Source organism: Actinoplanes sp. NBRC 101535 (assembly GCF_030269225.1).
GTDB classification, from domain to species: Bacteria; Actinomycetota; Actinomycetes; order Mycobacteriales; family Micromonosporaceae; genus Actinoplanes; species Actinoplanes rectilineatus.
This window is the reverse complement of sequence record NZ_BSSY01000003.1, coordinates 395158-413657: the sequence shown is the minus strand read 5'-3', so window position 1 is coordinate 413657 and position 18500 is coordinate 395158. Positions and strand designations below refer to the sequence as shown.

14 protein-coding genes are annotated in these 18500 nt (G+C 71.1%); 5 read left to right on the top strand and 9 right to left on the bottom strand.

Going from position 1 to position 18500, the window contains the following annotated elements; translation table 11 throughout:
- Nucleotides 1-32 precede the first annotated feature (32 nt).
- From QSK32_RS10895 to QSK32_RS10885, 3 genes are all read right to left on the bottom strand, one after another.
- Nucleotides 33-1070 (bottom strand): threonine aldolase family protein, encoded by a 1038-nt coding sequence (locus QSK32_RS10895; RefSeq protein WP_285471802.1) that lies wholly within the window; start codon nucleotides 1068-1070, stop codon nucleotides 33-35.
- Nucleotides 1063-2469: a class II 3-deoxy-7-phosphoheptulonate synthase gene (locus tag QSK32_RS10890; protein WP_045748154.1), complete on the bottom strand. Its 1407-nt coding sequence runs from the start codon at nucleotides 2467-2469 to the stop codon at nucleotides 1063-1065. Before QSK32_RS10890 ends, QSK32_RS10895 begins: the two co-directional genes overlap by 8 nt.
- 93 nt (nucleotides 2470-2562) lie before the next feature.
- A complete protein-coding gene (locus QSK32_RS10885; RefSeq protein WP_285471801.1) occupies nucleotides 2563-4014 on the bottom strand; it encodes a glycosyl hydrolase family 18 protein in 1452 nt (483 codons plus the stop codon).
- Nucleotides 4015-4184: 170 nt separating this feature from the next.
- Here QSK32_RS10885 and QSK32_RS10880 point away from each other — a divergent pair, with 170 nt between their 5' ends.
- The gene (locus tag QSK32_RS10880) at nucleotides 4185-4655 is read left to right on the top strand and encodes a glutathione peroxidase (protein WP_045748156.1); all 471 of its coding nucleotides are present in this window, start codon (nucleotides 4185-4187) and stop codon (nucleotides 4653-4655) included.
- Nucleotides 4655-5332, top strand: a complete 678-nt coding sequence (locus QSK32_RS10875; protein ID WP_045748157.1) for a DUF429 domain-containing protein — start codon at nucleotides 4655-4657, stop codon at nucleotides 5330-5332. Before QSK32_RS10880 ends, QSK32_RS10875 begins: the two co-directional genes overlap by 1 nt.
- Before the next feature lie 68 nt (nucleotides 5333-5400).
- On the opposite strand, the gene proC is transcribed toward QSK32_RS10875, so the two are convergent.
- From proC to QSK32_RS10860, 3 genes are all read right to left on the bottom strand, one after another.
- Nucleotides 5401-6204 (bottom strand): pyrroline-5-carboxylate reductase, encoded by an 804-nt coding sequence (gene proC / locus QSK32_RS10870; protein WP_045748158.1) that lies wholly within the window; start codon nucleotides 6202-6204, stop codon nucleotides 5401-5403.
- A gap of 70 nt (nucleotides 6205-6274) precedes the next feature.
- Entirely contained in the window at nucleotides 6275-7303 is a 1029-nt protein-coding gene (locus QSK32_RS10865) for a 6-phosphofructokinase (protein ID WP_045748159.1), read from the bottom strand.
- A gap of 112 nt (nucleotides 7304-7415) precedes the next feature.
- Nucleotides 7416-9800 (bottom strand): ROK family transcriptional regulator, encoded by a 2385-nt coding sequence (locus QSK32_RS10860; protein ID WP_052721246.1) that lies wholly within the window; start codon nucleotides 9798-9800, stop codon nucleotides 7416-7418.
- A 223-nt stretch (nucleotides 9801-10023) separates the two neighbouring features.
- Between QSK32_RS10860 and QSK32_RS10855 the strand changes: the two genes are divergently transcribed.
- Nucleotides 10024-11298: an MFS transporter gene (locus QSK32_RS10855; protein WP_045748160.1), complete on the top strand. Its 1275-nt coding sequence runs from the start codon at nucleotides 10024-10026 to the stop codon at nucleotides 11296-11298.
- Nucleotides 11299-11324: 26 nt separating this feature from the next.
- Complete coding sequence (locus tag QSK32_RS10850; protein ID WP_285471799.1) at nucleotides 11325-13046, top strand: glycoside hydrolase family 3 protein; 1722 nt, start codon at nucleotides 11325-11327, stop codon at nucleotides 13044-13046.
- Nucleotides 13047-15329: 2283 nt separating this feature from the next.
- Here QSK32_RS10850 and QSK32_RS10845 read toward each other — a convergent pair.
- Together QSK32_RS10845 and QSK32_RS10840 are read right to left on the bottom strand one after the other, a co-directional pair.
- Nucleotides 15330-15824 carry a polyadenylate-specific 3'-exoribonuclease AS gene (locus QSK32_RS10845; protein ID WP_045744611.1) on the bottom strand — a complete coding sequence of 165 codons (495 nt, stop codon included), beginning with the start codon at nucleotides 15822-15824 and terminating at the stop codon, nucleotides 15330-15332.
- 21 nt (nucleotides 15825-15845) lie between these two features.
- Nucleotides 15846-16703, bottom strand: a complete 858-nt coding sequence (locus QSK32_RS10840) for a phosphotransferase enzyme family protein (RefSeq protein WP_045744610.1) — start codon at nucleotides 16701-16703, stop codon at nucleotides 15846-15848.
- Nucleotides 16704-16939: 236 nt separating this feature from the next.
- On the opposite strand from QSK32_RS10840, the gene QSK32_RS10835 reads away from it, so the two are divergent.
- A complete protein-coding gene (locus QSK32_RS10835; RefSeq protein ID WP_045744609.1) occupies nucleotides 16940-17629 on the top strand; it encodes a Crp/Fnr family transcriptional regulator in 690 nt (229 codons plus the stop codon).
- Between the two features lie 81 nt (nucleotides 17630-17710).
- Here the strand turns inward: QSK32_RS10835 and QSK32_RS10830 are convergent, their stop codons facing one another.
- Complete coding sequence (locus QSK32_RS10830) at nucleotides 17711-18421, bottom strand: lysophospholipid acyltransferase family protein (RefSeq protein WP_045744608.1); 711 nt, start codon at nucleotides 18419-18421, stop codon at nucleotides 17711-17713.
- Between the last annotated feature and the right edge of the window lie 79 nt (nucleotides 18422-18500).

Sequence of the window (18500 nt, the reverse complement as noted above, 5' to 3'; positions counted from 1 at the left end):
GCCACGTCACGGCCTCCAGCAGAACGGCGGATTCAGCCCGCCAGCAGCTCCGAGAGCACCTCGATGGCCCGGTCCACCGCGGCGTCGCCGAGGTCGAGGTGGGTGACCAGCCGCGCCTTGGTGGGCAGCATCGCGGCGATCAGCACGTCGCGGCGCGCCGCCTCGGCGGCCAGTGCCGGCGCGTCCAGAGAGGTCTTGGACAGGTCCAGGACCACCAGGTTCGTCCGGACCCGCTCCGGGTCGACCACCCCGAACGGCGCGAGCGCCTCGGCCAGCCGGCAGGCCCGGTCGTGGTCCTCGGCGAGGCGCTGCACGTGGTGGTCCAGCGCGTACCGCCCGGCAGCCGCGAGGATGCCCACCTGGCGCATCCCGCCGCCCATCCGCTTGCGGATGACACGGGCCCGGGCGATCCGCTCCCGGTTGCCCACGATCACCGAGCCGACCGGGGCGCCGAGTCCCTTGGAGAGGCACACCGACAGGGTGTCGAAGAGTTCGCCGTACTCGGCGAGGGGGACGCCGTCGGCGACGTGCGCGTGCCAGATCCGGGCACCGTCGCAGTGCAGGGCCAGGCCGTTCGCGTCGGCGACCGCGCGCAGGTCGCGCAGCGCGGACAGCGGCGCCACGGTGCCGCCGCCGAGGTTGTGGGTCTGCTCGACGGCGATCGCCGAGGTGGGCAGCGACGGGAAGCCGGCCGGGCGGATCATCGCGGCGATCCGGTCGACGTCCAGATCGGTGCCGTCCGGCGACCAGGTCCGCGACGAGATGCCGCCGAGCGCCGCGGTCGCGCCCAGCTCGTAGGTGAGCACGTGGGCGTCGGCGCCGGCCAGCAACTCGCCACCGGGTGGGACGACGAGTTGCAGGGCGATCTGGTTGGCCATCGTGCCGGACGGGGCGAACAGGGCCGCCTCGTGCCCGAAGAGCGTCGCGACGTGCTGCTCCAGCGCGTTGACCGTGGGGTCGTCGCCGAAGACGTCGTCGCCGACGTCCGCGGTGGCCATCGCCTCGCGCATGCCGGCGGTCGGCCGGGTCACCGTGTCCGACCGCAAATCGGCGACAAGCCGGTCAGCCACGGAGCATCTCCGCCACCAGGAACGCGAGCTCCAGGCTCTGCTGGGTGTTGAGCCGCGGGTCGCAGGCGGTCTCGTAGCGGTCCGGCAGGTCGAGGTCCTCGATGCCCTGCGCGCCGCCCAGGCACTCGGTGACGTCCTCGCCGGTCAGCTCGATGTGAATGCCGCCCGGGTGGGTGCCGAGGCCGCGGTGCACCTCGAAGTAGCCGAGCACCTCGTCGACGACCCGGTCGAAGTGCCGGGTCTTGTAGCCGTTCGACGACTCGTGGGTGTTGCCGTGCATCGGGTCGCACTGCCAGACGACCTTGGCGCCGGAGGCGTGCACCTTCTCCACGATCGGCGGGAGGGTGTCGCGGACCTTGCCGTTGCCCATCCGGCTGATCAGGGTGAGCCGGCCCGGGATGTTCTCCGGGTTCAGCTTCTCGCACAGCTCGAGCGCGGTCTCCGGGGAGGTGCCGGGGCCGAGCTTGACGCCGATCGGGTTGGCGATCCGGCTGATGAAGTCGATGTGCGCGTGGTCGAGCTGGCGGGTGCGCTCGCCGATCCACAGGAAGTGGCCGGACAGTCCGTAGGCGCGGCCGTCGGAGACCCGGGTGAGCGCCCGGTCGTACTCCAGCGCGAGGGCCTCGTGCGAGCAGTAGAGGCTGACCGTACGCAGCGCCTCGCTGTCGGTCATGCCGCAGGCGCGGATGAAGTCGAGCGCGCGGTCGATCTCGCGGGCGATCGCCTCGTAGCGCTCGCCGGCCGGGGAGGCACGGACGAAGTCCTTGTTCCAGTCGTGCAGACCGTTCAGGTCGGCGAGGCCGCCGGACAGGTAGGCGCGCAGCATGTTCATCGCGGCCGCCGAGTTGGCGTAGGCCCGGATCATGCGCTGCGGGTCGGCGACGCGGGCCGCCTCGTTCGCGTCCAGCGAGTTGATCAGGTCGCCGCGGTAGGCGGGCAGGCCCAGCGAGTCGGTCGGCGCGGACCGGGGCTTGGTGTACTGCCCGGCGACCCGGGCCACCTTGACCACCGGCATCGACGCGCCGTAGGTCAGCACCACCGCCATCTGCAGCAGGGTGCGCGCGTTGGCGAGCAGGTGGCTCTCGGTGTTGTCGGCGAACGTCTCGGCGCAGTCGCCGCCCTGCAACAGGAACGCGCGGCCCTCGCAGACCTCGGCGAGCCGGTGCCGCAGCTGGTCGACCTCGTAGGGCGCGACGATCGACGGGACGGTGTCGAGGACCTTGCAGACCTCGGCGACCTCGGCCATGTCCGGCCAGGGCGGCATCTGCACGCGCGGCAGGTCACGCCAGCGGTCGAGGCCGAGGGCTTCGTCCTCGGCGGAGTCGGTGGACGGGCGGGACGTCTGCAAGGCCGGGTTGCCCACCCCCGGGTGACTGAGCTGATGCCACTCACGGCGCATGGGTGAAAGCCTACGGAAGCGGGGCACCCGGCTCGCGCCCGGTGCCCCGCTTCCCACTCAATGACCCACGATCAGGACCCTTGTCGCGTACGCCTAAAGGTTGCTCTTGATCGCCGAGATCAGCTCGCCGTTGGTGGTGTCGCCGGAGAGTTCCCAGAAGAACGCGCCGCCGAGGCCCTGGTTCTTGGCGTAGGTCAGCTTGCCGCCGATGGTCGCCGGGGTGTCGTAGCTCCACCAGTTGCCGCCGCAGTAGGCGTAGGCGGTGCCGCCGACGGTGCCGGTGGCCGGGCAGCTGTTCTTGAGGACCTTGTAGTCCTCGATGCCGGGCTCGTAGGTGCCCGGCGCCGCGCCGGTCGCCGAGCCGCCGGGGGCCGCCTGGGTGACGCCGGTCCAGCCGCGGCCGTAGAAGCCGATGCCGAGCAGGATCTTGCTCGCCGGTACGCCCTTGGCCTTGAGTTTCTGGATCGCCGCGTCCGAGTTGAAGCCGGCCTGCGGGATGCCGGTGTAGGAGGTGAGCGGCGAGTGCGGGGCGGTCGGGCCCTGCGGGGCGAACGCGCCGAAGTAGTCGTAGGTCATCGGGAAGACCTTGTCGAGCTTCGCGATGCCGGTGGCGTAGTCGGCCACGTCGAGTTTGCCGCCGGCGCTGCCGTCCGCGCTGATCGCCGAGGTGATCAGGTTGTTGCTGCCGAACTTCGTCCGCAGCGCGGAGATCACGTTGGCGTACGCGGCCGGGCCGCTGGCGTCGCAGGAGAGGCCGCAGGCGTTCGGGTACTCCCAGTCGACGTCGATGCCGTCGAAGACGTCGGCCCAGCGCGGGTCCTCGACCAGGTTGTAGCAGGACTCGGCGAATGCCGCCGGGTTGGCCGCGGCCTGGGTGAAGCCGCCGGACCAGGTCCAGCCGCCGACCGAGTAGATCACCTTGAGGTGCGGGTACTTGGCCTTGAGCTTGCGGAGCTGGTTGAACGAGCCCCGCAGCGGCTGGTCCCAGGTGTCCGCGACGCCGTCGACGCTCTCCGCCGCGGTGTACGCCTTCTCGTAGTCGGCGTACGAGTCACCGATGCTGCAGCGGCCGCCGGTGGTGTTGGCGAACGCGTACAGGATGTGGGTGAGTTTGGCGGCCGAGCCGGACGTGTCGATGTTCTTGACGTGGTAGTTGCGGGCGTAGACGCCCCACTCGGCGAAGTACCCGACGACCCATTTGTCCCCGGTCGTCGGGGGCGTCGTGGGCGGGGTGGTCGGGGGTGTCGTGGGCGGGGTGGTGGTGGGCGGCGTGGTCGGGTCGGTGCCGCCGCAGGCGCCGCCGTCGACCCAGACGTCCCACTGGCCGCTGTGGGTGGCCGGCGACTCGTTCTGGGTCCACCACTTCGCGGTGTAGTTGTGGCCGCCCTGGGAGGCGACGTTGTCCTTGACGTAGACGGCGGAGGAGCTCCACGCGGGGGCGCAGGCGGCTGCGGACGCGGCGGTCGCCGAGGCGAGGGGGACCGCGACGCTCGCCGCGAGCACGATCGAGGCCGCGAACAGCGCTCGGCGGGGGGAAGTGGGCACGGGACGTCTCCTTATTAGTTAGGAAACTTTCCGAAGAGAGGGATGAGGAGACGGTAGTCACATCGATGAACAACAGTCAAGGAAGGTGAACAGCTTTAAGGCGTGTTTAACATTGAGGCACGGAACACGACGGCGTGCATTCGAATAGACACTGCGCGTAGTCTTTCGCCATGACCATCTTCGACGTCAACATCGGCGCTCTCACCGGTGGCCCGACCGATTTGGACCGTTACCGCGGATCGGTGGTACTGGTGGTCAATGTGGCCTCGCGGTGCGGATTCACCCCGCAGTACGACGGGCTGCAGAGGCTCTACGAGACCTACCGGGACCGCGGCCTGGTGCTGCTCGGCGCACCCTGCGACCAGTTCGCCCACCAGGAACCCGGCTCCGCCACCGAGATCGACGAGTTCTGCCGGGTCAACTTCGGCGTGACCTTCCCGCTGACCGAGAAGATCGAGGTGAACGGCCCCGGCCGCCACCCGCTCTACCGCGAGCTGACCGGCGACGGCCCGGACATCCAATGGAACTTCGAGAAGTTCGTGGTGGCCCCGGACGGGACCGTCGCCGCCCGCTTCGACCCGGGCACCACACCGGACGATCCCGGCCTCGTGGCGACGATCGAGAAGCTGCTGCCCCGCTGATGAGCATCCACGTCATCGGGGTCGACGCGTACGCGCTCGGCTGGGTCGGCGTCGAGCTGCGCGACGGCGTCTTCGGACGGGCGGTGCTCGCCGCCACGCTCTACGAGATCGTCGCGGGCAGCTCCGGCGCCGCGGTGATCGGCGTCGACATCCCGCTCGGCATGCTCCCGGACCGCTGGCGCGCCGCCGACACCCTCGCCGCCGACCAGCTCGGGCCCCGGCGCAGCAGCGTCTTCCGGGTTCCGCCGCGGGCCGTCTGGCAGGAGAACGACTTCGCCTCGGCCAACCGGGTCTGCCGGCAGATGACCGGCGCCGGTCTGAGCCGGCAGTCGTGGGCGCTGCGGGCCAAACTCCTCGAGGCCAACGCCATCTGGGAACGCCACCCCGGCCTGCTCTTCGAGGCGCACCCGGAGGTGTCGTTCCGGACCATGGCCGGCGAACCACTGCCGTTCTCGAAGAAGACCTGGAGCGGTCAGGCCCGCCGCCGCGAACTGCTCGCCGCGAACGGCATCGTGCTGCCGGAACGACTCGGCCCGGCCGGCCAGGCCCCGCCCGACGACATCCTGGACGCGGCCGCGGTCGCCTGGACGGCACACCGGGTGGCGACCGGCGCGGCCCAGAGCCACCCGAGCCCGCCCGAGGAGGACGCCGGCAGCCGGATCGCCATCTGGTACTGAGCCGCCGGCAACCGTCCCTGCCCCGCGCGTCCGGCGACCGGCCGGACCACGGGACGGGTCACACCAGGTCAGCGCATGTCGTCGGCGATCTCCCGGGCGCGGTCGCGGGCAGCCTCGAGGGCGGCACCGAGCGCAGCGCGTACCCCATGATTCTCCATCTCGCGCAGAGCCGCAGCCGTCGTCCCGGCCGGGGACGTCACGGCCTCGCGCAGCAGTGCCGGGTGCTCGCCGGAGTCCCGCAGCATCGCCGCCGAGCCCACCGCGGTCTGCACGATCAACTGGTGGGCCACCTGGCGCGGCAGGCCGAGCCGGACGCCGGCCTCGATCATCGCCTCGGCGATCAGGTAGTAGTAGGCCGGCCCGGAACCGGACAGCGCCGTCACGGCGTCCTGCTGGTACTCCGGGACGTGGACGGTCGCGCCGAGCGGGCGGAACAGTTCCTCCGCGATCGCCACGTGCTCGGCGGTCGCCCGCGCGCCCGGGGAGATCGCGCTGACCGCCGCGCCGACCAGGGCCGGGGTGTTGGTCATGACGCGGACGACCGGGACGTCGTCGGACAGGCGGGCGGCGAAGAACGCCGTCGGCAGGCCCGCGCAGAGCGAGACGACGAGCTTGTCCGGGGTGACGTGCGGGGCGATCTCGTCGAGCAGCTTTCCGGCATCCTGCGGTTTGACGCCGATCACCAGGATGTCCGCCCCCGACACCGCCTGGTCGTTGGGCAGGACCGTCACGCCGTGCCGGTCGGTCAGCTCGGCGGCGCGCTCGGCACGGCGGGCGGTCGCGACCGCCGGACGGCCGGCCCGCAGGATGCCGGCGAGGACGAGTTCGCCCATCTTGCCCGCTCCGAGAACCGCGACCGTGTGGTCCGACATGGCAGAACCCCCCTGAAACGACGAAATGCCGGGGACGCGTGCTGCGTCCCCGGCATTATCGCGTGGTCGATCAGTTGCCGAAGAAGACCTCGGCCTCTTCGTAACGCTCGAGCGGAACGGTCTTCAGCTCGCCGGTGCCCTCGATCAGCGGGATCCGGACGATGTCGGTGCCGCGCAGCGCCACCATCTTGCCGAAGTCGCCCTCGTGGACGGCGTCGATCGCCTGCAGGCCGAACCGGGTGGAGAGCACCCGGTCGAACGCGGTCGGGGTGCCACCGCGCTGGATGTGACCGAGGACGACCGTGCGGGCCTCCTTGCCGGTCTTCTCCTCGATCTGCTCGGCGAGCCACTGGCCGATGCCGCCGAGGCGGACGTGGCCGAAGTTGTCGAGCTCCTGGTTGTGCAGGACCATCTGGCCGTCGAGGGGCTGAGCGCCCTCCGCGACGACGACGATGGGCGCGTACTCCACCTGGAAGCGCTTGGTCACGTAGGTGGCGACCTGGTCCACGTCGAACTTGCGCTCCGGCAGCAGGATCACGTTGGCGCCACCGGCGAGACCGGCGTGCAGGGCGATCCAGCCCGCGTGGCGGCCCATGACCTCGACGACCAGGGTGCGGTGGTGCGACTCGGCGGTGGTGTGCAGCCGGTCGATGGCCTCCATCGCGATGTTGACCGCGGTGTCGAAGCCGAACGTGTAGTCGGTGCCGTTGAGGTCGTTGTCGATCGTCTTCGGCACGCCGACGACATTGACGCCCAGGTCGTGCAGCTTGGTGGCGACGCCGAGGGTGTCCTCGCCGCCGATCGCGACCAGCGCGTCCACACCCTGCTCGGCCAGGTTCGCCTTGATCTTCTCGACGCCACCGTCGATCTTGAACGGGTTGGTCCGGGAAGAGCCCAGGATCGTGCCGCCGCGCGGCAGGATGCCACGGACCTCCGCGATGCCCAGCGGCTTCGTCAGACCCTCCAGCGGGCCCTTCCAGCCGTCACGGAACCCGACGAACTCGTGGCCGTAGGCGGTGACGCCCTTGCGGACCACGGCACGGATGACCGCGTTGAGACCGGGGCAGTCGCCGCCCCCGGTGAGCACGCCGATACGCATGATTTTCCTCGTCCTTCCCCTGGATCGGGTAGCGAGATGCAGATGACCCGCAAGGACCCCGGGAACGGTCGTCGGCAGCGTTGCCAGGCCCGGGGCGGGCCGCACCCGAACTCTAACCGGCCCTGGTGAGGCCCTCGTCACCACCCCGTGAAGACCTGTGGGTTTCGATCCGGTTTCCGGAAAACCGCAGGGAGTCCACCGCTCCCAGTACCTGGGCCTCGCGTCCGAGGGCCGCCGGGACCACCGTCAGGCCGGCCGCCGCGCTCGGGGCGCAGTGCCGTTGCAGGGCCTCCCGGACGCCGTCGACCACCTGGACACCCGGCTCGATGAAGCGCCCGCCGACCACCACCACGGCAGGGTTGAGCACGTCGCAGAGCGGGGTGACGGTCCGGCCGATCATCCGGCCGGCGTCCAGCAGGGCGCGCTGGGCGGGACGGTCGCCGTGCGCGGCCAGGTCGAGCAGCCGGTCCTCGCCGGCCGGCCCGTCACCGGCACGGCGTTCCAGGATCGCGCCGAACCAGCCCGGGGACAGGAAGGCGGACAGGCAGCCGCGGCGCCCGCAGAGACAGAACGGCCCGACGTCGCGGACGGTCAGGTGACCGACCTCGCCGGCGTACCCGATGGCGCCGCCGTGCATCCGGCCGCCGGCCAGGATCCCGGCCCCGGCGTGCTGGTCGGCGCTGAGATAGAGCAGGTCGCGGGCGCCCCGGGCGGCGCCGCGGCGGCTCTCGGCGAGCGCCGCGAGCTGGGCGTTGTTGTAGACCCGGACCGGGCATCCGAGCACCTCGGCGACCACCTCGCCCGGCGAGAAGCCGGAGAACATCGGCAGCACGCTGTGCTCGCCGAGATGACCGGTGACCGGGTGCACCGGGGCCGGCACGCTCATCGCCACCGGTGTGCCCGGCCCGAGCCGCAGACCGTTGCGGCCCAGCAGGTCCAGGGCCAGGCCGCCGAGCGCCCGCAGGGCCGGCCGGGTGTCGCCGCTGGTCATCGGGATCGCCCGGAAGTCGGTGAACCGGACCTCGCCGGAGCCGTCGGCGACCGCGACCCGGATGCCCTCCCCCTCGAACGACAGGCCGATCAGCAGGCCCTCGCCGGCGGGCAGCCGGAAGTGCGGGGACGGGCGGCCGGTCCGGGTGCCCTCCGGGCGGCACTGCTCGACCACCCCGTCGTGCTGGAGACCGGCCAGTAGTTCGGCGACCGCGGCCCGGGGCAGCCCGGTGAGCTTCACGAGGTCGCTGCGGGACGTCGGGCCGCGTCCGCGCAGCGCGTCGGTGAGCATGTCGCGGCGGACCGCCCGCTCCCGGGAACCCAGCGGGCCCTCGGCCGCGACCCGGGCGAAGGCGCGGCTCCCCCGGGCGGTGGGCGTGGCGTTCAGCGCGGCGGCGATCGCACCGAGCAGGGCGGACCGGCCGCCGAGCGCGCTGACCAGCACCGCCGTGGAGGCGGCCACCTCCGGCTGGGAGTAGTGCCGCAACGAGTCGCGGACCCCGGCGATGATCGGGCCGTCCGCGTCGATCAGTGGGCCGTCCAGCACCACCAGCGACGGGTTGATCGTGTTGGCCAGGTCGGCGACCACCCGCCCGATCATCCGGCCGGCATCGGCGAGCACCCGTTCCGCGGTGGCGTCGGTACGCGCCAATGCCACCGCCCGGGCCGGGGTGAGCTGCTCGCCGTACGTCATCTCCAGAGCCCGCAGGATCTCCCGGGGTGAGGCGATGGTCTCCAGGCAGCCGCGGTTGCCGCAGCGGCAGAGCGCCCCGGTCTCGTCCACCTGGACGTGCCCGATCTCGCCGGCCACCCCGGTCGCGCCGTGGTGGACCACGCCGCCGAGGAGCAGGCCGCAGCCGATGCCGGAGGCGACACGGACGTAACAGACGTCCTGGTGGCCGGCGGCGACGCCGTATCCCACCTCGCCGAGCAGGCAGAGGTCGGCGTCGTTGCGGGCGGTCACCCGGTGCCCGAGGCGGCGCTGCAGCTCCGGTCCGGGCGCGACGCCCGCCCAGCCGGGCAGCACGCTGCTGGCCTGCACGACGCCGCCGCTGATCGGGGCGGACAGTCCGACGACGGTGGACCAGACCCGGCCGCCGATCTCGGCCTCGCACTCGGCGATCAGGGTGGCCACCGCGTCGAGGGCGACGGCCGGGTCGGCGGTGCCGGTGCGCCAGGTCCGCTCGGTGCGGATCTCCCCGGTCAGCCCGGCCACCGCGACGCGGATCCCGTCCGCGGCGACCACCGCGCCGACCACACCGCCGGCCGCGGGTCCCAGGGTGAGCGAGCGGGCGGGCCGGCCGGAGCGGGTGCCGTCGGCCACCGCCTCGCTCTCGGCCAGCAGGCCGGCGGCGAGCAGATCGGTGACCAGACCGTTCACCGTCATCCGGGCCATGCCGGTGCGCCGGACCAGATCGGCGCGGCTGATCCGGCCGGCCTCGCGCACCACCGACAGCAGCAGATCGCGGCGTACCAGATGCACGCGACGGCCGGTGGGCGGGTTCATGCGGGAACCCTACGCCGGGGTTTTGCCAGATCTGGACGTTATTGACGTGGCGATGCGAGCGACCTCACACCCAGTGAAGGGCAAAGGTGGCAAAACGACTTGCCGAAAAGCAGAGACACAGGCGAATCATGGCTATGACCAGCCCTTATGACCTCTGGTTCGGTGCAAATGGAATCGATACCTTCAGAAAACAAGGCGTTAACAAACCCCTCCGAGGTGTGCGATGACCACTCTTCACCCGAGCCCCGCTTCCGCATCGCCGGCCGCTCCTCCCGCAGCCCCCGACGCGCCCACCCGGCTGATCGTCGCGATGGCCCTCGCGCAACTCGGCGCGTACCTCACGATCCTCACGCCCGTCGTGGTCACCATGTCGATCCGGGTCGCCCAGATCGCGCCGAACGACAAGTCCGCCGCCCTCGGCACGGTCCTCTCCGTCGGCGCGGTGCTCGCGCTGATCGGCAACCCGTTCTTCGGCGCGATGTCCGACCGCACCACCTCCCGCTTCGGCAAACGGCGGCCCTGGCTGATCGGCGGCATGCTGCTCGGCTTCGCCGGCCTGACGATCGTCGCACTCGGTGACACCATCGGCGTCCTGACCGCCGGATGGGCGATCGCCCAGCTCGGCGTCAACGCCACCCTCGCGACGCTCACCGCCCTGCTGCCCGACCAGATCCCCACCCAGCAGCGGGGCCGGGTCAGCGGCATCATGGGCCTGATGACCTCGGTCGCCATCCTGGGCGGCACGGCCATCGCCGCGGTCCTCACCAGCACCCTGCTGATGTTCCTGGTCCCGGCCGCGATCGGCGTCGCCACCGTGGTGCTGCTCATCGTGATCCTCAAGGACCGCCCGGCCGCGGCCGAACAGCACGCCCGGTACAGCTTCGGCGAGTTCCTGCGCACCTTCTACATCAACCCGCGCCGGCACCCCGACTTCGCCTGGAACATCCTCAGCCGGTTCCTGATCTGGATGGGCCTGGCCAGCGTCACCACCTACCAGGCGTACCTGCTGATCGACCGGTTCGGGTACACCACCGACAACGTGGCCGGCGGCATCCTGCTCGCCACCCTGATCACCACCGGTGGCCTGGTGATCGGCTCGACGTTCGGCGGCATGCTCTCCGACCGCACCGGCAAGCGCAAGCCGTTCGTCCTCGGCGCCGGTGTCGTCCTCGCCGTCGCCCTGCTGGTGATCGCGTTCGCCGGAAGCTTCCCGGTCTTCCTCGCCGCCTGTGTGCTCTTCGGCCTCGGCGAGGGCGTCTACCTCGCCGTCGACCTGGCCCTCGCCACCGACGTGCTGCCCAACCCGGACGACGCGGCCAAGGACATGGGCGTCCTCAACATCGCCAACGCCCTGCCCCAGTCCCTCGTCCCGATCCTGGCCGCCCCGATCCTCGCCATCGGCAGCGGTGGCGCCAACTACGGCCTGCTCTTCGGCCTCGGCGCGGTCGTCGCCGTCGCCGGTTCCCTGCTGGTCCAGATGATCCGCGGCGCTCGCTGACGTCTCGGTTCTTGAAGGAGATCTCGATGAACACGGACCAACGGGTCACCGACCTGATGAGCCGCCTCACCCTCGCGGAGAAGGCCGGCCTGATGTTCCACACGATGATCGCGGTCAACCCGGACGGCACCCTGCACGACGGCGACGCGATGATCCCGTCCTGGGAGTTCCTGCTCAAGGACAAGCTGATCAACCACGTGAACCTCCTGACGTTCGCGCCGGTGCCGCCCCGCAAGCTCGCCGAATGGCACAACCGGATCCAGGAGATCGCCGCCGGGATCGGCCACGGCATCCCGGTCACCGTCTCCACCGACCCGCGGCACGGCGTCATCGACAACCCCGCGGCCTCGGCGTCGGCCGGCGGTTTCTCGGCCTGGCCGGAGCCGATCGGCCTGGGCGCCACCAAAGACCCTTCTCTGGTACGCGAATTCGCCGACACCGTCCGCCAGGAATACCTGGCCACCGGCATCCGGGTCGCCCTGCACCCGATGGCGGACCTGGCCACCGAGCCGCGGTGGGCGCGCACCAGCGGCACCCTGGGCTCCGACGCCTCCGTTGTCTCGGCGCTGCTGACCGAGTACATCCTCGGCCTGCAGGGCACCGAACTCGGGCCGGACAGCGTGGCGGCGATGGTCAAACACTTCCCCGGCGCCGGGCCGCAGATGAACGGCGAGGACGCGCATTTCGCGTACGGGCGGGAGCAGGTCTATCCGGGCGGTTACTGGGACTACCACCTGAAGCCGTTCGAGGCCGCCTTCGCCGCCGGGGCAGCCCAGGTCATGCCCTACTACGGGATGCCGGTCGGCACCATGTACGAGGAGGTCGGCTTCAGCTTCAGCCAGGGCGTCGTCGAGGGACTGCTCCGCGGCCGGTACGGCTTCGACGGCGTGGTCTGCACCGACTGGGGCCTGGTCACCGACGCCGAGATCATGGGCTCGCCGATGCCGGCCCGCGCCTGGGGCGTCGAACACCTGGACCGGCACTCCCGCGTCCTCAAGATCCTGAACGCCGGCGCTGATCAACTCGGCGGTGAGTACTGTCCGGAACTGATCATTGATCTGGTGGAGCAGGGGCGGCTCACGGAGGAACGGATCGACGTCTCGGTCCGGCGCATCCTGCTCGACAAGTTCCGGCTCGGCCTCTTCGACGAACGCCGCTACGTCAACCCGGCCGAGACATCGAAGATCGCCGGAAAGCCCGTCTTCCTCGCCGCCGGACTGGAGGCGCAGCGCCGCTCGATCGTCGTCCTCGACAACCACGGCACGGTGCTGCCCCTCACCGAAGGTGCGACGATCTACGTCGACGGCGTGGACCCGTCCGTGGCCGCCCGCTACGCCAAGGTCGTCGACGACCCGGCCCAGGCCGACGCCGCGATCATCCGCCGGGCCGCCCCGTTCGACCAGCGCGGCGGCGGCTTCGAGGCGTTCTTCCACGCCGGCCGCCTCGAATGGACGGCCGACGAACTGGCGCCACTCCTCGAAGTCTCCGGGACGGTCCCGACGGTCGTCGACGTCTGGCTGGACCGGCCGGCCGTCCTGACCCCGCTCTCCGGCAAGGCCGCCCTGGTCGGAAGCTTCGGCTCCAGCGACGAAGCCCTGCTGGACGTACTGTTCGGCCGCGCACCGGCGACCGGCACCCTGCCGTTCGAGTTGCCGTCGTCGATGGCGGCGGTGGAGGCGTCCCGCGAGGACGTCCCCAACGACACTGCGGGTCCGCTATTTCCTAATAATCATGGTTTGTCACTCTGAGCGGTCCGCTGACGCCCTTTCAGGGGTACGCCCAGAGCACTCGACGCCTCAACCCCCGGTCTCGGATCGGCCTTCCCCGGCATGTGGCCCGGGACGAGGGGTTGGGGCGTCGGATCGGGTCGGCATCGGTCCCCGCTCAGCGGCCCACAGGAGAGCGCCTCTTCCGGCGAACTCCGAAGCAGACCGCCAGATCTCCCACTCCGCGGCCCGTCCGCCCGTCCGCCCGTCCGTCCGTCCAGTCGTCCAGTCGCCCAGTCGCCCAGTCGCCCAGTCGCCCAGTCGCCCAGTCGCCCAGTCGCCCAGTCGTGTAGGCCCCCGAACGGACGCACTAGACACCTAATGAGCAGTCAGGGTCTGCCTGCGTGGTGATTTCGGGCGCGCTGACCACCCGAAAACACCACACCCCCACGGGTGTGGTGACTTGGGGCGTCCAGCGCGCCCGTAATCACCACACCCCCACCGGCGTGGTGACTTCGGGCGTCCAGCGCGCCCGAAATCACCACACCCCCACCGGCGTGGTGACTTCGGGCGTCCAGCGCGCCCGAAATCACCACGGTCCACGACGGCTGTGGTGACAGTGCCCAGCGCGCCTGAAGTCACCACGCTCCACCACGGGTGCGGTGACTTCGGGCGCCGAGCGCGCCTGAAATCACCACGCGGACGGGCTTCGCACGCTGACCACGAAACGTGTCTGGACGCCCGGCTCAAGGCCGTCGGCCCACCGATGGGCGGCATCGGGTACCTCCAAGGGCAGCGGCGATGCACTCACGTCGCCACGGCTGTTTCCCGGTCTCAGGCTGGAACCGGTCGCAGGCTGGAACCGGGCCGACGACTCGGGTCCATCGGCCGCCCACCAGGGCCGCCCTCGGCTCCCGGAGGAACCATGTTTGACGGCTCGGGCTCCCCAGCCGTCGCCCACGGCCGTCTTCGACGCGCGGATGAACCATCACTGACGGCCCGAAAGGCTGAGCCGTCGCCCGCGGCACTCCAACAAGCGCGAACCCGGCCGCCGACGACGGCCCCGAGGACGCAGCCGTAGTCCACGGCTCTCCAGAAGGCACAAGGCAGCCGCCAGCGACGGCAGGGGCGGGTCCCATGCCACTCAGCTTGAGTTGATCATGAGTGTGACCGTCGACCCTGCTGCGGACGCCATCACGTCTGCCGGACGCCGTCCCCGGTCGCCCCGCGCGTAGGCACCGTTCAGCCACCCGCGGCCTCGTCGGGGCCGTCGCCAAGATCGGAAAAGGTCGAGTACGCGTTCCGACCACCCCGGCCGTCGCCCACGGTCCACCCGAGAGCCGAAAACAACCGCGGACGACGGCCGGGTGACCCCGAGCCGTCGCTCACGGCTGATTCCCACCCTCCCGAACAGCCGTGTCCGACGGCTCGACCATCTCGGCCGTCGGCTGTGGTCCATCCGCGAGCCGAAAACAACCCTGAGCGACGGCCCGGCAGCCGCACCATGCCACCCAGCAAAAGTTGACCTTGGACGTGACCACGCGCTGCGACAAACGGCTGAGCTGCGCTAATGCGACCGCTGGGGGATTGCTGGAAGTAGGGCAGGAAGTCACCACCACCACCGCGACCGCCGCCGGCCGACTAGTCACCACGGCGAAGGGGACCGCATAGTTACTGGTCACGGCGTTGATCAACTCAAGCACGAATGGGTGCATTCGACGCCCGCCGAGGACCGGCCGGCGCACCCGACGACACGATCGGGTTCGCGTGACGCCCCTCTCGGGACGGCAACAGCACCCGATCATGTGAGTGGGCGCGCCCAACAACCCCGAGGACGGCCGGCGCACCCGATGACACGGCGGGTACGCGGAACACCCGCCCCGAGACGGCAGCCGCACCCGACGGCACAACCGGGTGCATCGGTCACCCGCCGCGGCCCGCCACACCGAGCCCGATCGCGCGAACGGGTTCGAGTGACGGCCCTACCGGAGCGACGGCCGCACCCGCGAAGAGCGCGGGCCGAGTCCGCTCGACCCGCTCGAGAGGACGGCAGGCAGGGCCGCCTGACACGGGAGCAGGCAACTCCGCCCAGCCCGGGCCGAGCCTGCTCGACCCGCTCGAGAGGACGGCGGGCGGGGCGGCCCGGTGCGGGAGCGGGCAGCTCCGCCCGGCGCGGGCGGCACGGGCGTGAGTGGGCAGACGAGCGCGATCAGCCCGGGGAGGTGTGGTTTGCGGGACGGCTCAGGTCGTACCCCGAACGGGTGAAGATGGGGCGACGCCCGGCCGGAAGTAACCGGCGGGGTGGGTTTTTCCGTCCAGGGTGTGTCAGGGCTTCTTCGTCATGGTCTGCCAGCGGGCCAGGTTGTGGCGGGCGTCGACCAGCGCGTCGTGCCGGCCCGCCATCTCCGGCAGCGCCGGGCGGCCCAGATCGTCCCAGCGCTGGCGCAGGTCCTTGGTGAAGCGGGGGATCTCGCGCGGCAGGGCGGGCATCGCGCCCCACAGCTGGGCCAGCGCCACGTGGTCGTAGGCGGCGTACCAGGCCCAGAGTTCCATCTGCTCGTTGCGTCCCTGGATCGGTTCGATCAGGAACTGGTAGAGGTCCTCGCGGATCCGTTCGCGGCTGCGCCACGCCTTGTCGGCGGGCGACGGCAGTTTGTCGAGGACGTTGCGGCGGACCCAGGGCACCGCGCGGGAGTCGTCGAATTCGGTGCTGACCGCGTAGAACTCGCGGCCGAACTCGTCGACGACACCGATGGAGACCAGGTCGACGATGCGCCCGTCCTCGATGAACTCACAGTCGTAAAAATAGCGGTAGGACATCGGCCCCATCCTTGCCCATCGTCATCCGGGCATGGATTCCAGGGCCTGTCGCGCCCGTCCGAGGACGTCCGGGTAGCCCCAGCGGGCGGCCCGGTCGGCTTGGACGGCCCAGCGCAGGCGCAGCAGCACGGGCAGGGCGGCTTCGAGTTCGTCGGCGCTGACCGGGCCGGCTGCCAGGTAGCCGTCGAGGAGTTCGGCGGCCCGGTCGGCGCCGCCGGCGTAGACGACGGCGGCGGCGACGTCGTAGACGAGGGGGCCGGTGCCGCCCGCGCCGCAGTGCAGGACGCCGGACCGGCCGGTCTCCGGGTCGAGGACGAACGTGTCGGGGGCCGGGTCGCCGTGCAGGACGCCGTAGGTGAGGCGATCGGTCACGGTCAGGCGGGTGACGACGGCGATCGCGTCGGCGACGGCTTCGCGCAGCCACGGTTCGCCGGTCAGGTGCGGCGCCTCGGCGTCGAGCATGTACCAGGTGCGCAGGCCGGGGTGCCGGAAGCCCTGCAGCGCCCGGTGTACGGCGCCGAGGCGTTCGCCCCACCACTGCTGGTCGACCGGGTCGTGGCCGTCCAGGTGGCGGCCGGGGAGGCGGCGGAGCACGGCGAGCGCACCGCAGGCGGTCTCGGCGGTGAGGCCGCCGCCCAGGGTGCGGACCGGTTCACCGGCGTCGATGCGGGCGTGGCGCAGGTGTTCGGCGGCGAGCAGCCCGGCTTCCATGGGCTGCCGGGCGGCCGCCTCGGCGAGCCGGGCCACGTAGCGGCGGCCGGGCCCGGTGATGATCTCCCAGCCGACCGACATGGTGGCCGGCGGCAGCGCGGTGATCTCGGAGGGGACGAGATGCCACTGATCCCGCAGAGTCGATCGAAGAAGGTCGTCATCCGGCACTGCGGGATTATCTCGGCACAAGCCACCAAAGCGACGGACAACCGGGGCGACAATCACAGAAGGCGATGAGCGGTTTACAGACAGCCACCGAAGGGACATGATCGTACGGGGGCGAGCCTTCGATGTCCGGACAGGAATGGCGCCGGGGGCACGCTTCGTGCTAAGAGTGATCGTTCGCGTCGTGGGGCCGACGCCGGCCGGGGTCGACGCGGTCCCCATCGGGGGAGGGATACGCCGTGGACCATCGCCTGCCGGATTCCGGCGACGCACTGACCGGCGTGGAGATGTTCGCCGGTCTGGAGCCGGACGTGCGACAGCGGGTCATCGCCGCGGCTGTCCCACGCCACTACCGCAAGAACCAGATCCTGTTCGTGGAGAACGACCCCGGCGACTCGCTGATCATCATGAAGCGGGGAGCCGTCGCCGTGTTCCGCACCGCACCGACCGGTGAGCGCGCCGTGCTCACCGTGGTGCGGCCACCTGACGTGCTCGGCGAGGTGTCCCTGTTGGACGCCTCCACCCGCAGCGCGTCCGCCGAGGCCATCGAGGACTCCCAGGCGCTCTCGCTGTCCCGGGCGGCCTTCATGGACCTGGTGCACTCCAATCCGCGCATCCTGGACGCGGTGATGCGCTCGGTCGGCGGCCTGATCCGCCGTCTCACCGAGCAGAACGCCGACCACGTCTTCCTGGACCTGCCCGGGCGGGTGGCCAAGACCCTGGTCCGCCTCTCCGGGGAGAGCCAGGCGCCGATGATCACCATCGAGCTCAACCAGAGTCAGCTGGCCGAGATGGCCGGCGGTTCGCGGCAGAGCGTGAACCAGGCGATCGGGTCGTTCGCCAGCCGCGGCTGGCTGCGCACCGAGGGCCGGCGCATCGTGGTGACCGACGTGCAGGCCCTGCGCCGCCGGGCGGGCATGACGGGTTGACCCGGTTCCCGGCGCCCGGTCGCGCGTCTTCCGCGGCCGGGCGCCGGGACAGGTGCGTGCGGCGCGGGGGCTGAGAGCGCCTCAGGCCGCCTTTCGGGTACGCGTGGGAGCCGGAACCTCCACCGAGGTCTTCAACGTCGAGGCATAGACGTCGACGTACTCCCGGCCGGAGAGGGCCATCAGCTCGTACATGATCTCGTCGGTGATCGCCCGCTCGACGAAGCGGTCGCCGCGCTGGTCGGCGTAACGGGAGAAGTCCAGCGGCTCGCCGATCCGGATCCGGACCCGTTTGATCGACGGGATCAGGGTGCCGGTGGGCTGGATCTCGTCGGTGTTCAGCATCGCCATCGGCACCACCGGCGCGCCGCTCTCCAGGGCCAGCCGGGCCACCCCGGTCTTGCCGCGGTAGAGCCGGCCGTCCGGGGAGCGGGTGCCCTCCGGGTAGATGCCCGCGACGTTGCCCTCGCGCAGCACCCGCAGCAGGGTGTCCAGCGCCGCCTGGGCGGCCTGACCACCCGAACGGTCCACCGGGATCGTCCCCGCGCCGAGGAAGAACATCCGGGAGAACCAGCCCTTGATCCCCTTGCCGGTGAAGTATTCGGCCTTGGCGACGAAGGTCACTTTCCGCTTCATGATCAGCGGTGTGAAGATCGAATCGGAGAAGGAGAGGTGGTTGCAGGCGAGGATCACCGGGCCGGTTCCCGGCACGTTGGCCAGGCCCTCGACCTTCGGCCGGAAGAGCAGTCTCAGCAGCGGTCCGAGGACCACCAACTTCAGCAGCCAGTAGAACACTGACGTCCTTTCAGCGGGTGCGCCGTGGGTGTCCGGGGCGACAGGAAGCGTACGAAGCGGGAGCGGCGCGCCACAACGC